Annotated in this window: 12 protein-coding genes; 6 read left to right on the forward strand and 6 right to left on the reverse strand. The window is 70.3% G+C overall.

What is annotated here, in order from left to right; translation table 11 throughout:
* Position 1 precedes the first annotated feature (1 nt).
* Genes kdpA through ACZ67T_RS19420 form a run of 3 tightly spaced genes read left to right on the forward strand, consistent with a single transcriptional unit; the run spans position 2 to position 4487 of the window.
* Positions 2–1666: a potassium-transporting ATPase subunit KdpA gene (kdpA, locus tag ACZ67T_RS19410; RefSeq protein ID WP_469985442.1), complete on the forward strand. Its 1665-nt coding sequence runs from the start codon at positions 2–4 to the stop codon at positions 1664–1666.
* Complete coding sequence (gene kdpB / locus ACZ67T_RS19415; protein ID WP_469985444.1) at positions 1663–3813, forward strand: potassium-transporting ATPase subunit KdpB; 2151 nt, start codon at positions 1663–1665, stop codon at positions 3811–3813. The genes kdpA and kdpB overlap by 4 nt, the downstream gene beginning before the upstream one ends.
* A gap of 5 nt (positions 3814–3818) precedes the next feature.
* Complete coding sequence (locus ACZ67T_RS19420; RefSeq protein ID WP_469985445.1) at positions 3819–4487, forward strand: potassium-transporting ATPase subunit C; 669 nt, start codon at positions 3819–3821, stop codon at positions 4485–4487.
* A 120-nt stretch (positions 4488–4607) separates the two neighbouring features.
* Here the strand turns inward: ACZ67T_RS19420 and ACZ67T_RS19425 are convergent, their stop codons facing one another.
* The gene (locus ACZ67T_RS19425) at positions 4608–4808 is read right to left on the reverse strand and encodes a hypothetical protein (RefSeq protein WP_469985447.1); all 201 of its coding nucleotides are present in this window, start codon (positions 4806–4808) and stop codon (positions 4608–4610) included.
* Between the two features lie 207 nt (positions 4809–5015).
* Between ACZ67T_RS19425 and ACZ67T_RS19430 the strand changes: the two genes are divergently transcribed.
* Together ACZ67T_RS19430 and ACZ67T_RS19435 are read left to right on the forward strand one after the other, a co-directional pair.
* Entirely contained in the window at positions 5016–5981 is a 966-nt protein-coding gene (locus ACZ67T_RS19430; RefSeq protein WP_469985449.1) for an aldo/keto reductase, read from the forward strand.
* A 74-nt stretch (positions 5982–6055) separates the two neighbouring features.
* Complete coding sequence (locus tag ACZ67T_RS19435) at positions 6056–6700, forward strand: formylglycine-generating enzyme family protein (RefSeq protein WP_469985533.1); 645 nt, start codon at positions 6056–6058, stop codon at positions 6698–6700.
* 54 nt (positions 6701–6754) lie between these two features.
* On the opposite strand, the gene ACZ67T_RS19440 is transcribed toward ACZ67T_RS19435, so the two are convergent.
* The 5 genes from ACZ67T_RS19440 to ACZ67T_RS19460 all read right to left on the reverse strand — a co-directional run bounded on the left by ACZ67T_RS19440 (position 6755) and on the right by ACZ67T_RS19460 (position 10749).
* Positions 6755–6946, reverse strand: coding sequence for a CsbD family protein (locus tag ACZ67T_RS19440; protein WP_469985451.1), 192 nt, complete (start codon positions 6944–6946; stop codon positions 6755–6757).
* A gap of 74 nt (positions 6947–7020) precedes the next feature.
* Positions 7021–7296 carry a hypothetical protein gene (locus ACZ67T_RS19445; RefSeq protein ID WP_469985452.1) on the reverse strand — a complete coding sequence of 92 codons (276 nt, stop codon included), beginning with the start codon at positions 7294–7296 and terminating at the stop codon, positions 7021–7023.
* Positions 7297–7350: 54 nt separating this feature from the next.
* Entirely contained in the window at positions 7351–7539 is a 189-nt protein-coding gene (locus tag ACZ67T_RS19450) for a hypothetical protein (RefSeq protein ID WP_469985454.1), read from the reverse strand.
* Between the two features lie 304 nt (positions 7540–7843).
* A complete protein-coding gene (locus ACZ67T_RS19455; protein ID WP_469985455.1) occupies positions 7844–10234 on the reverse strand; it encodes an ATP-binding cassette domain-containing protein in 2391 nt (796 codons plus the stop codon).
* Positions 10235–10398: 164 nt separating this feature from the next.
* Positions 10399–10749, reverse strand: a complete 351-nt coding sequence (locus ACZ67T_RS19460) for a VOC family protein (protein ID WP_469985457.1) — start codon at positions 10747–10749, stop codon at positions 10399–10401.
* 343 nt (positions 10750–11092) lie between these two features.
* On the opposite strand from ACZ67T_RS19460, the gene ACZ67T_RS19465 reads away from it, so the two are divergent.
* The gene (locus ACZ67T_RS19465; RefSeq protein WP_469985458.1) at positions 11093–13270 is read left to right on the forward strand and encodes an ATP-binding protein; all 2178 of its coding nucleotides are present in this window, start codon (positions 11093–11095) and stop codon (positions 13268–13270) included.
* Position 13271: the final 1 nt, after the last annotated feature.

Genomic DNA, 13271 nt, shown 5'->3' on the forward strand with positions numbered 1-13271 from the left:
TATGAGCCCCGTACTCGCTGGTGTGCTCCAGCTCCTCGCACTGACCGTGGCGCTCGGCCTGGCCTACCGCCCCCTGGGCGACTACATGGCCAGGGTCTACTCCTCCGACAAGCACCTGCGTGTCGAGAAGTGGATCTACAAGAGCATCGGCGCCAACCCGAACACCGAGATGCGCTGGCCCGCCTATCTGCGCGGCGTGCTGGCCTTCTCCGCGGTGAGCGTGCTGTTCCTGTACCTGTTGCAGCGGCTCCAGGGCAGCCTGCCGGGTTCGCTCGGCTTCCGCTCCATCGACCCGGACCAGGCGTTCAACACGGCCGCGTCGTTCGTGTCGAACACCAACTGGCAGTCGTACTACGGCGAGCAGGCCATGGGCCACGTCGTGCAGACCGCGGGTCTGGCCGTGCAGAACTTCGTCTCCGCGGCCGTCGGCATCGCCGTCGCGGTCGCCCTCGTCCGGGGCTTCGCCCGCTCCCGCACGGGTGAGCTCGGCAACTTCTGGTCCGACCTGGTGCGCGGCACGATACGCATCCTGATCCCGATCTCGGTGATCGGCGCGATCGTCCTGGTGGCGTGCGGCGCGATCCAGAACTTCTCCGGAATCCACGAGGTCGGCCAGTTCATGGGCGGCTCGCAGCAGTGGAACGGCGGCGCGGTCGCTTCGCAGGAGGCCATCAAGGAGCTGGGCACCAACGGCGGCGGCTACTTCAACGCCAACAGCGCCCACCCCTTCGAGAACCCCAACGGCTTCACGAACCTCTTCGAGATCTTCCTGATCCTCGTCATCCCGTTTGCGATCACCCGCACCTTCGGCCGTATGGTCGGCTCCCTCAAGCAGGGCTACGCGATTCTCGCCACGATGGCCACGATCTGGGTCGGCTTCGTCGCGCTGATGATGTGGACGGAGTTCCACCACGGCGGCCCGGCGTTCGACATCGCGGGCGGCGCGATGGAGGGCAAGGAGAACCGCTTCGGCGTCGGTGCCTCGTCGATCTTCGCGGTGTCGACGACGCTGACGTCGACCGGTGCGGTGGACTCGTTCCATTCCTCGTTCACCGGGTTCGGCGGCGGCATCACGATGCTGGGCATGCAGCTCGGCGAGATCGCACCCGGCGGCACCGGTTCCGGTCTCTACGGCATGCTGATCATGGCGATCATCGCGGTGTTCATCGCGGGCCTGATGGTCGGCCGCACGCCCGAGTACCTGGGCAAGAAGATCGGCACCCGCGAGATCAAGTTCGCGGCCTGCTACATCCTCATCACGCCGGCCCTGGTCCTGATCTTCACGGCGGCGGCGATGGCGCTGCCCACGCCGCCGAACTCGATGCTCAACTCCGGCGCGCACGGATTCTCCGAGATCCTTTACGCGTACACGTCCGGCGCCAACAACAACGGTTCGGCGTTCGCCGGTCTGAGCGCGGACACGCAGTGGTTCAACACCACGATCGGGCTCGCGATGCTGCTGGGCCGGTTCCTGCCGATGGTGTTCGTGCTGGCGCTGGCCGGCTCGCTCGCCGAGCAGAAGCCCGTCCCCGCCACGGCCGGCACCCTGCGCACCGAGAAGCCGCTGTTCACCGGGCTGCTCGTCGGCACGATCCTGATCATCACCGGTCTGACGTACTTCCCGGCCCTGGCCCTCGGCCCGCTCGCGGAAGGCCTGGCGTCATGACCACTCGTACAGCGAAGACCCGTACAGAAAACGACGAGGACGCCATGTCCACAGCCACTCCCACGCGGGCGCCGCACAGCGACGTGCCCTCAGGGCACGCACAGGAAGGCCGGGTCGGAGCAGGACTGTTCGACCCCAAGCAGCTTCTGAAGTCGCTGCCGGACGCCTGCCGCAAGCTCGACCCGCGCGTCATGGTCAAGTCGCCCGTGATGTTCGTGGTGCTGGTCGGCTCGGTCCTGACGACGGTGTTCTCCTTCAAGGACCCGTCCGACTGGTTCGGCTGGACGATCAGCGCCTGGCTCTGGCTCACCGTGATCTTCGCGAACCTGGCGGAGGCGGTGGCCGAGGGCCGTGGCAAGGCGCAGGCGGACACGCTGCGCAAGGCCAAGACGGACACCGTCGCGCGCCGTCTGGCCAAGGACGGCAGCGGCGAGGAGCAGGTGCCGGGCACAGCGCTGACCATCGGCGACCTCGTGGTGTGCGAGGCGGGCGACATCATCCCCGGCGACGGTGACGTCGTCGAGGGCGTCGCGAGCGTCGACGAATCGGCCATCACCGGTGAATCGGCCCCCGTCATCCGGGAGTCGGGCGGCGACCGCAGCGCCGTCACCGGCGGCACGAAGGTCCTCTCCGACCGCATCGTCATCAAGATCACGACCAAGCCCGGCGAGACCTTCATCGACCGGATGATCAATCTGGTCGAGGGCGCGGCCCGCCAGAAGACCCCCAACGAGATCGCTCTCAACATCCTCCTGGCGTCCCTCACCATCGTGTTCCTGCTCGCTGTGGTGACCCTGCCGCCGTTCGCGGACTACGCCGGCAAGCACCTCAGCATGGTCGTGCTGGTGGCCCTGCTCGTCTGCCTCATCCCGACGACGATCGGCGCCCTGCTCTCCGCGATCGGTATCGCGGGCATGGACCGCCTCGTCCAGCGCAACGTCCTCGCCATGTCCGGCAGGGCGGTCGAGGCCGCGGGCGACGTGTCGACCCTGTTGCTCGACAAGACGGGCACCATCACGCTCGGCAACCGGCAGGCCGCCGAGTTCGCGCCCGTCAAGGGCGTCACCGCGGCCGAACTCGCCGACGCCGCGCAGCTGTCCTCGCTGTCCGACGAGACCCCCGAGGGGCGCTCCATCGTGGTCCTCGCGAAGGAGAAGTACGGGCTGCGCGAACGCCACCAGGGCGAGCTGGCCGGCGCGGAATGGATTGCGTTCACCGCCCAGACCCGGATGTCGGGAGTGGACGTCGAGGGCCGCAAGACCCGTAAGGGAGCCGCCGGTTCGGTCATCGCCTGGGTCAGGGAGCACGGCGGCCAGGTCGCCCCGGACGCGGAGATCCTCACCGACTCCATCTCGGAGGCGGGCGGCACGCCGCTGCTCGTGGCGGTCGAGGACGCCGACGGCGCGCGGGTCCTGGGCGTCATTCACCTCAAGGACGTCGTCAAGGAGGGCATGCGGGAGCGGTTCGACGAGCTGCGCCGCATGGGCATCAAGACCGTCATGATCACGGGTGACAACCCGCTGACGGCCAAGGCGATCGCCGAGGAGGCAGGCGTCGACGACTTCCTCGCGGAGGCAACTCCCGAGGACAAGATGGCGCTCATCAAACGCGAGCAGGCGGGCGGCAAGCTGGTCGCGATGACCGGCGACGGCACCAACGACGCCCCCGCCCTCGCCCAGGCCGATGTCGGCGTGGCGATGAACACGGGCACGTCGGCCGCCAAGGAGGCCGGCAACATGGTCGACCTCGACTCCAACCCGACCAAGCTCATCGAGATCGTCGAGATCGGCAAGCAACTCCTCATCACCCGGGGTGCGTTGACGACGTTCTCCATCGCCAACGACGTCGCGAAGTACTTCGCGATCATCCCGGCGCTGTTCGCGGCGGTCTACCCGGGCCTGGACAAGCTGAACATCATGCAGCTGTCCTCGCCGGACTCGGCGATTCTGTCCGCGGTCGTCTTCAACGCGCTCATCATCATCGCCCTCGTACCGCTCGCCCTGAAGGGAGTCCGCTACCGGCCGATGAGCGCGGACCGGATGCTGCGCCGCAACCTCGGGATCTACGGGCTCGGCGGCCTGATCGCGCCGTTCGTCGGCATCAAGATCATCGACATGCTCATCTCTCTCATCCCCGGGATCGGCTGATCACCATGAACAACTCGGTTACGAACACCGGCCGGTTGCTGTGGGCGGGCCTGCGGGCCCTGCTCGTCCTGACCGTCGTGTGCGGGGTGATCTACCCGCTCGCCGTCACCGGCGTGGCCCAGGCCGTCTTTCATGACAAGGCCAACGGCTCGGAGATCAAGTCCGAGGGCAAGGTGGTCGGTTCTTCTCTCATCGGGCAGCGCTACGACCTGCCGCTGAAGAAGGGCCAGGAGACCGCGGAGCCCGACCTGAAGTGGTTCCAGCCGCGCCCCTCCAACGGACTCGGTGAGAACAGCGTCAACACCCAGTACAAGCTGATCCTGTCCGGTGCCACCAACCTGTCCGGTGACAACAAGGACCTGATCGGCCAGGTGCAGGCGGCGCAGAAGGCCGTGATCAAGGACAACTCGACGGCCACGTACGAGGTCAAGAAGTCGGATGTGCCGGCGGACGCCGTCACCTCCTCCGGCTCCGGCCTGGACCCGGACATCTCCCCTGACTACGCCGACCTCCAGGTCCACCGCGTCGCGGAGAAGAACGGCCTCTCCGTCGCCCAGGTGCAGAAACTGGTCGACGAGCACACCGAAGGACGCATCGCCGGCTTCATGGGCGAGCCCCGCGTGAACGTCCTCGAACTCAACATCGCGCTCAAGGACCTGGCCGCGAAGAGCTGATCGAGAACGCAGCAAGGCCGATCGGCAACGGAACCAGGCAGCAAGGCTGATCGGGAACGGAACAAGACGGGAGCCGGCGGCTCGGGAAACCTTCCCCGTGCCGCCGGCTCCCGTCATGCGCTACAGCGAGCCCAGGCCGCCGCCGTTGAGCGCCGGCGCCTGCGTCCGCTGCGTCGGCATGGCACGCGGCAGCGGCGCCGGCATCACCCGTTCCAGGTCCCGCAGCGTCTGTTCGGCTACGGCGCGGACCTGGGCGGGGATGTCGCCGCGTTCCTGGATGAGCCGACTGTAGATCGGAGCTTCGTGCTGTGCGGCCCACACGTCGAGACTTCCCTCTTTCCTTGGCTGGCGACGCCCCCGGCACCGGAGGAATCAGCCAACGAGTCTACCGGTGACCTTTCCTGCGTAGGCAAAGTGTCCATACCGGGGGACGAGAGACCCCTGAAGGGGGTATGGATCGTCGGAACGCTTCCGGGTGCTCCGACTTCGATGTGGCCCGGGGGAAGAAACGCGACGTGGAGGTTGAGAGTGCGCTACCGCGAGCTGGGCAGCAGCGGAATGTCCGTGTCCGAGATCGGCTACGGCGCCTGGGGCATCGGTGCGTCCGGGTGGGTGGGCGCCACCGAGGACGAGTCCGTACGCGCCCTGCACCGTGCCGTCGACCTCGGGGTGAACTTCATCGACACCGCCCGTGGCTACGGCGAGAGCGAGCGGATCGTGGGCCGGGTCGTGCGCGAGCGGACCGGCGACGAGGTACTGGTGGCGACCAAGGTCCCGCCGAAGAACAGGATCTGGCCCGCGCCCGACGGCATCGACCCCGGTGAGGCGTTTCCCGGCACCCACATACGCGAGAGCGTCGAGACCAGCCTGCGGGTCAGCGGCCTCGACCACTTCGACGTGGTGCAGTTCCACGTCTGGAGCGACGAGTGGGTGGGCCGGGGCGACTGGCTGCAGACGGTCGAGGAGCTGAAGAAGGAGGGGAAGATCCGCCTGTTCGGCGTCTCGATCAACGATCACCAGCCGGACAACGCCCTCGCCCTCGTGCGCAGCGGCGCCGTCGACACCGTGCAGGTCATCTACAACATCTTCGACCAGGCACCCGCCGACGCACTGCTGCCCGCCTGCGAAGAACACGGCGTCGGGGTCATCGTCCGCGTGGCGCTGGACGAGGGAGGGCTCACGGGGCGGATCACCGCCGGTGCGACGTTCCCCGAGGGCGACTTCCGGGCGCGCTACTTCCGTGACGACCGGCCGGCGCAGGTCGAGCGGAAGGTCGCCGCCATCGTCGCCGACCTGGGCATCGCGCCCGACGAGATCGCCGAGAACGCGCTGCGCTTCGTGCTGAGTTCGCCCGCGGTCTCCACCGTCATCCCCGGTATGCGCACCGTCCGCAACGTCGAGCGCAACACGGCCCTGAGCGACGGACGGCCGCTGACCGCGGACCGGCTCGCCGTGCTGGCCGGGCACCGCTGGCAGCGCAACTTCTACGGATGATCTCCACAGAGACAGAGAGGCTTCACGAGGTGCACCCCGCGACCGACGCCGTACGGGAGACCGTCTCCAGCGGGATGGTGCGCATCCCCGGTGGCACCGTCGACCTACGGGACGACCGGCGCGGCACGCGCTGGACGGCGGACATCGCCCCCTTCCTGCTCGGCCGCCATCCCGTGACGGCGGAACTCCTCCGCTCGGCCACCGGAGCGGACCCGGCTCCCGCCGCGAGCGGCGTTTCACCGGTGACGAACGTCAGCTGGCTCGACACGATCGGCATCTGCAACGCCATCTCGACGCGCTCCGGGCTGACACCTGCCTACACGCGCGACGCGGAGAGCGGTGAGGTGACCTGCGACTGGAACGCCGACGGCTATCGGCTGCCGACGGAGGCCGAGTGGCAGTACGCCTGCAAGGCGGGCACGGAGGGCTACCGGTACGGGGCGATCGACGACATCGCCTGGTACGCCGGCAACTCCGGCGGCGGAGTCCGCGATGTCGGCGGCAAGTCCCCCAACGCGTGGGGGCTGCACGACATGCTGGGCAACGTCTGGGAGTGGTGCTGGGACCTGTACGACGAGGAGGTCTACGGCTCTTACCGCATCTTCCGCGGCGGTGGCTGGGCCGAGTCGGAGCGCGGCTGCGGGGCCTCGGTGCGACGCCGCAGCCACCCGACGTTCGCGATCGACGACCTCGGGTTCCGGCTGGCCCGCACCGCGTGACAGCAGGGGAGGAGCCCCCGTGCAGCACGCACGGGGGCTCCTCCGAGGCTCGGGTCAGGAGCCGTTGCGGTGCAGGGAGTCCTGGACTCCGCGGGCGCGGTCGTGGGCTTCACCCATCGTCTTCTTGGCCTCGCCCTTCGCCTGGTCGGCGCGGCCCGAAGCCACCTTGCGGCGATCACCGGTGGCCTTGCCGGTCATCTCCTTGGCCTTGCCCTTGACCTTGTCCATGCCGCCCTTGTCAGCCATTACGACTCCTTTGTCTTGTACGGGTCTTGCTCGACCAACGTAGAACGGCGGCGCCGAAGCCGCGCGGCGGACGACTACGCTCCGTGAGAGCCGACGCTGCGGTGCAGCTCAGGCGGGGGCGGGGCCCGGTCCGCATGACGCGGAAACGCGCGGACTGGCACGGGGGACGGTGCCAGGCGGAGACAGGCATGGCGCAGGGCGACGGCCGACGGGCGCGCCAACTGCTGGCCCATCCGGCCCGCCTGGCGCGCGGCGCGGGCGACGGACTGGCTGCGGTGGCCGAGTTCCGTGTCGTAGCGAGCGAGCGCCCCTTCGACGGTTGGTTCACCGGCGACGGCGACGGCGAGCACGGCGGCGTCCTCAAGAGCCTGGCAGGTGCCTTGTCCGAGGTCCGAGGTCCGGCGTCATGGCGTGGACGGCGTCGCCGAGGAGGACGGCGCCGCCCACCGCATCCGCGGCCAGTGGGCGGCCAACTCCTTGATGTCGTAGTGGAGTACGGCCTCGGGCCGCTTCGCGTCGAGCAGCGCGGGAATCGGGTCGTACCCGTCGGCGAACCGGCGTCGCCTCCCGGTCGGCGGACCCGGACAGCGCACGCCGGCAGGCGAGTTGAGGACCGCGTGCCACTCCGCCCGGCCGTCGTCGAACGCGATGGGCCCGAACTCGGCGCCCCGTCCCCGGGCGAGCTCGAAGTCCGTCGCCGCGGCACGAGGGATTCGGACGGCGGCGCGTCGCGGAGCAGGCGGTGCAGAGCGGCGCGGGGGATGCCGACGATCGGCGTGCCGAGTGCGCGTTCAAGGGCGGCGCCGTCCATGCCGGCCGCCCTGGCTCCACTCGGAGTCCGGGTGTGCCGCCCGTGTACGGGGGCGGCCGGCATGGTGACCGGGGCGAGAACCCCGGTCAGCCGCCCACGTAGGCCGCGAGGTGCTCACCGGTGAGGGTGGAGCGGTCTGCGACGAGTTCCGCGGGGGTGCCCTCGAAGACGATCCGTCCGCCGTCGTGACCGGCGCCGGGGCCGAGGTCGATGATCCAGTCGGCGTGGGCCATGACCGCCTGGTGGTGCTCGATCACGATGACGGACTTGCCGGAGTCGACGAGCCGGTCGAGCAGGCCGAGCAGCTGCTCGACATCGGCGAGGTGAAGGCCGGTCGTCGGCTCGTCGAGGACGTAGACGCCGCCCTTCTCGGCCATGTGCGTCGCCAGCTTGAGCCGCTGGCGCTCACCGCCGGACAGCGTGGTGAGCGGCTGCCCGAGGGTGAGGTAGCCGAGCCCGACGTCGGCCATCCGCTGAAGGATCTTCTGCGCGGCCGGCGTGCGCGCCTCGCCGGCGCCGAAGAACTCCTCGGCCTCGGCCACCGACATCGCGAGCACCTCGCTGATGTCGCGCCCGCCGAAGTGGTAGTCGAGGACCGAGGCCTGGAACCGCTTGCCCTCACAGTCGTCGCAGGTGGAGGCGACACCGGCCATCATCGCCAGGTCGGTGTAGATGACGCCCGCGCCGTTGCAGGTGGGGCAGGCGCCCTCGGAGTTCGCGCTGAACAGCGCCGGCTTCACACCGTTGGCCTTGGCGAACGCCTTGCGGATCGGGTCGAGCAGTCCGGTGTACGTCGCCGGGTTGCTGCGCCGCGAGCCGCGGATCGCGGCCTGGTCGACCGTGACCACCCCCTCCTGTCCGGCCACCGAGCCGTGGATCAGGGAGCTCTTGCCCGAACCCGCGACGCCGGTGACGACGGTCAGTACGCCGAGCGGGATGTCGACGTCGACATCCTGGAGATTGTTGGTGCCCGCGCCGCGCACCCCCAGCTTCCCCGTGGGCGTCCGCACGGCCGGCTTCAGGGAAGCGCGGTCGTCCAGGTGCTGCCCGGTGAGCGTGTCACCGGCGCGCAGCCCCTCGACCGTGCCCTCGAACACCACCTCGCCGCCCTCGGTGCCCGCGCCCGGGCCGAGGTCGACGACGTGGTCGGCGATCGCGATCGCCTCCGGCTTGTGCTCGACGACCAGCACCGTGTTGCCCTTGTCCCGCAGCCGCAGCAGCAGGTCGTTCATCCGCTGGATGTCGTGCGGGTGCAGCCCGATCGTCGGCTCGTCGAAGACATACGTGACATCGGTCAGGGACGACCCGAGGTGGCGGATCATCTTGACGCGCTGCGCCTCACCGCCGGAGAGCGTGCCCGCCGGGCGGTCGAGGCCGAGGTAGCCGAGACCGATCTCCACGAACGAGTCGAGGGTGTCCCCGAGCGCCTTGAGCAGCGGCGCCACCGATGGCTCCTTCAGACCCCGCACCCACTCGGCGAGGTCGCTGATCTGCATCGAGCAGGCGTCGGCGATGCTGATCTTCTTGATCTTCGACGACCGGGCCGCCTCGCTCAGCCGCGTGCCGCCGCAGTCCGGGCAGGACGTGAACGTCATCGCCCGCTCCACGAAGGCACGGATGTGCGGCTGCAGCGAGTCGATGTCCTTCGACAGCATCGACTTCTGGATCTTCGGGATCAGACCCTCGTACGTCAGGTTGATGCCGTCGACCTTGATCTTGGTCGGCTCCCGGTGGAGCAGATCGTGCAGTTCCTTCTTGGTGAACTTGCGGATCGGCTTGTCCGGGTCGAAGAAGCCGCAGCCGCGGTAGATACGGCCGTACCAGCCCTCGACGCTGTAGCCGGGGACGGTGAGCGCGCCCTCGCTGAGCGACTTGGTGTCGTCGAACAGCGCGGTCAGGTCGAAGTCGGTGACCGAACCCCGGCCCTCGCAGCGCGGACACATGCCGCCGACGATGCTGAAGCTGCGCCGCTCCTTCACCTTCTCGCCGCCGCGCTCGATGGTGACCGCGCCCGCGCCGCTGATCGACGCGACATTGAAGGAGAACGCCTTCGCCGAGCCGATGTGCGGCTTGCCGAGCCGGCTGAAGAGGATGCGCAGCATCGCGTTGGCGTCGGTGGCCGTGCCGACCGTGGACCGGGCGTCGCCGCCCATCCGCTCCTGGCCGACGATGATCGCGGTCGTCAGACCGTCGAGCACGTCGACCTCGGGCCTGGCCAGCGTCGGCATGAAGCCCTGTACGAACGTGCTGTACGTCTCGTTGATCATCCGCTGGGACTCCGCGGCGATCGTGCCGAAGACCAGCGAACTCTTGCCCGAGCCGGAGACACCGGTGAACACCGTCAGCCGGCGCTTCGGGAGCTCGACGCTGACGTCCTTGAGGTTGTTCACGCGCGCACCGTGCACGCGGATCAGATCGTGGCTGTCGGCAGCGTGCAGCGCAGCTGACTGCGCCTGCGTCCCCTTGGCCATGCTCATCGTGTCTCCATCTGTTGCGCGGGACCGCCCTCGCGGACCCCGTCGGCGTCGCCGCTCGATCTAATCAGTTTCGCGCCGTCCGCCTGGTCTTCTTCTGAGCTTCTGGGCTCGTGAGCTCCCGGCCGCTGAGCCTCTGCCCGGCGCCCGGCAGGCCGGGCCGCCCGTCAACTGTCCTGGAGCAGTCCGAGGACGTTGCCGTCGGGGTCGGTGAACGTGGCCACGAGGCGGCCGCCGCCGACGTCGTGTGCCGCTTCCTTCACCACGGCACCCGCGGCCGTGACCTCGGCCAGCTTGGCCGCGATGTCCGGCACGTGCCAGTACGTCACCGGCGAGGTCATGCCCCCGCCGCCGGGCACGAGCCCGATGTGCTGGCCCTCGACGTCGAAGCCGACGTAGTAGGGCGCGTCGGCCGTCGGCTCCGCGCCGAGCAGGGCGACGTACACGGCCTTGGCCTTCTCCACGTCGGAGACAGGGTGCAGAACGGTCTTGATTCCCTGGGTGGAAGAGCTGGTCATGATCACTCCTGAAGGTGGTGGGTGTGGCGGCCGTCGTCTGGTTCCAGGACGGCGGGAGAGCTGCCGTGAGGGGCGCTGTCCACGGAGTTCAGGCTAGGCGGGGCTCATGAGCGGCGCTTCTCCAAAACTGCTCACTTTCGGTGGTCCTCCGCCCCTCTGTGGAGTCGGGCACGGGTTCGAGCGTTCCGCGCGACGAGTGGACCGTCGTCCGGTGACGACACCATGGGGCCGCTCAGGCGTTGGGGTTGCCGTGGCGCGAGTGCAGTGACGGTTCTGCACAGGGCGGGCGCGGGCCGCGGACGGCGGTGACTGCCGACGGACGAGGGGCAGGAATGTGCGGAGCATGGCGGACGTGTGGACACGCAAGGGCGGCGACAGCGCGCCGTCGGCGGAGGGCCGCGGCCAGGTGCCCGGTCCTCTGGTGGGCCGGGAGCGGGAGTCGCAGGCCCTGCGCACGCTCCTGGAGAACCATCGGCTGGTGACGGTGGCCGGCGAGGTCGGCGTCGGCAAGAGCCGACTCGCGGCGGAGGCGGTCACCGGCGTCCGTGTGCGGGGGCAGGTGGAGCGTGTCCTCGGTGTGGGCGAGGGCCGGGTTGGCGTCGAGGTGGTCGCTGATGTCGGTGTGCGGGGGGCGGTGGAGCGTGTCCTCGGCGTGGGCAAGGGCCGGCTCGCCCCGGACGCTGTCGCCGGCGTCGGCGCGCAGGGGGCCGGGCCGCGCGTCATGGTCGTCCGCTGGCCGGGGGACGACCATGACGCCGGGTCCGGTGGTGCCGGGCCGGGGGCGCCCGCCTCGCTGACGGCGGCCGTCCTGGAGGCGGCGGGCGGGACCCACGGGCGGCGCGGCGCGTCCGCGGCCGGTGCCGGCACCGGTGTCGGAGCCGTCGCCGAGCGGCTGCGCTCCGCTGACGTGCTGCTCCTCCTCGACGACGTCGATCCGGTCCATGCCGAGTGCGTGGGCATGGTGCAGACGCTGCTGGAGTCCGTACCGTCGCTCCGCGTGCTCGTGACCGCGCGCCGCCCCCTCGGGCTGGGCGGCGAGGCCGTGCTGCGTCTCGCGCCGCTCAGCGCCGAGCCCGCGGACGACGACCGGGCCGCGCCCGCCGTGGAGCTCTTCCTGGAGCGGTTCCAGGCGCGGGAAGGTGCCGTCTTCGACTCCGGCGATGCGGAGCTGAACTCGGTGGTGGACATCTGCCGATACGTGGGCGGGCTTCCGCTCGCGGTCGAATTGGCTGCGGAGCAGGCCGCCAGGAGCAGCGTGGGGGAGGTCGCGGCCCGGCTCGAGGAACACCAGTGCTGGCTGAGCGCACCGGACATGGCGGTGCCCCGGCACCGGTCGCTGCGGGACGCCGTCGCCGCGGCGTACGTGTTGTGCGACCGCGACGAGCGGATCGTGTGGGCCCGCGCCAGCATTCTGGCCGGAGACTTCGACGAGTCGACAGCCGCGTTCGTCTGCGCCGGCGGCGGCCTGGCCCCGGCCCGGGTGCCCGCATGCCTGACCCGCCTCGCCGCGATCGGCGTCCTGACTACGGTCCGCGACCCCGGCGGCATCCGCGAACCGCGCTACCGGACCGCCCCCGCCGCCCGCGACTTCGGCGGTGAACGGCTGCGTGAGGCAAGGGAGTTCGAGGTCGCCGCCGAACGCCGCGCGATCCACTTCCATCGGGTGGCCGCCCTCGCGGAGAACCTGTGGAACCTCGGCAGCCAGCCACAGGCCGTGCAGCTCGTCCTTGATGAGACCGAAGGGCTCCGGGCGATGCTGGAGTACGCGCCCCGGCAGCCCGAACTCGCGGCGGCGGCCCTGGAGTCCGTACTGAACCTGTGGTTCTGGTGGGCGGTCTACGACGCCGCCGACGAAGGGCGCCGCCATCTGCTGCGCCTGCTCCCGATGTGCCGCTCGGACACCCTTCTGATCGCGCGCGGCCTGTGCCTCGCGGCCTGGCTCACGGCGTACGGCGACCCGTGCCGGGCGAGTGAGCTGCTCCAGCACGCGTGGCCGGCCGCGGTCCTGGCCGGGGACGACGCGACCGTCGGGCGGATCGCGCACGTCCAGGGCGTGCTGGCGCTCCACGAGGGTGACCTGGAGCGGGCCACCGAGCAGTTCCAGGAGGCGGCGGGCACGATCCCGCCGCACGCCCCCGGCGGACTGCCGCCCGCAGTGAGCCTTGCCGCCCTCGCCGTGACCCAGGCGGAGCGGTCGCCACGGGCGGCGCGCCGGAGCGCCCGCCGGGCCCTCAGCCAGCCCGGCATCAGCGGCGACGCCTGGGCGTGCCTCGTCGCCCGCCACGCCCAGGCGTTCGTCGACCACAGCGACGGCCGCACCGGCAGGGCCCGGCAGCGCGCACACCGCGCGCTCGCCGCCCTGGACGGCCGGCTGCCGGCACCGAACGGCTGCGCCGCGCTGCGGGAACTGATCACCGACATCGACCGGGGGAGCCGCAGCGGCCTGCCGACGGTGCCCGTGCCGCGGGGGTGTACGGCGGTGACGCTTCCTGCGCAGGCCGGGAGCGGCATCCTGGGCTGAG

The organism is Streptomyces sp. NPDC107517 (assembly GCF_055582645.1).

Coding starts and splice junctions, on each gene's coding strand:
- kdpA (WP_469985442.1), top strand. CDS start 2: ATGAGCCCCGTACTCGCTGGTGTGCTCCAGCTCCTCGCACTGACCGTG.
- kdpB (WP_469985444.1), top strand. CDS start 1,663: ATGACCACTCGTACAGCGAAGACCCGTACAGAAAACGACGAGGACGCC.
- ACZ67T_RS19420 (WP_469985445.1), top strand. CDS start 3,819: ATGAACAACTCGGTTACGAACACCGGCCGGTTGCTGTGGGCGGGCCTG.
- ACZ67T_RS19435 (WP_469985533.1), top strand. CDS start 6,056: ATGGTGCGCATCCCCGGTGGCACCGTCGACCTACGGGACGACCGGCGC.
- ACZ67T_RS19440 (WP_469985451.1), bottom strand. CDS start 6,946: ATGGCTGACAAGGGCGGCATGGACAAGGTCAAGGGCAAGGCCAAGGAG.
- ACZ67T_RS19455 (WP_469985455.1), bottom strand. CDS start 10,234: ATGAGCATGGCCAAGGGGACGCAGGCGCAGTCAGCTGCGCTGCACGCT.
- ACZ67T_RS19460 (WP_469985457.1), bottom strand. CDS start 10,749: ATGACCAGCTCTTCCACCCAGGGAATCAAGACCGTTCTGCACCCTGTC.
- ACZ67T_RS19465 (WP_469985458.1), top strand. CDS start 11,093: ATGGCGGACGTGTGGACACGCAAGGGCGGCGACAGCGCGCCGTCGGCG.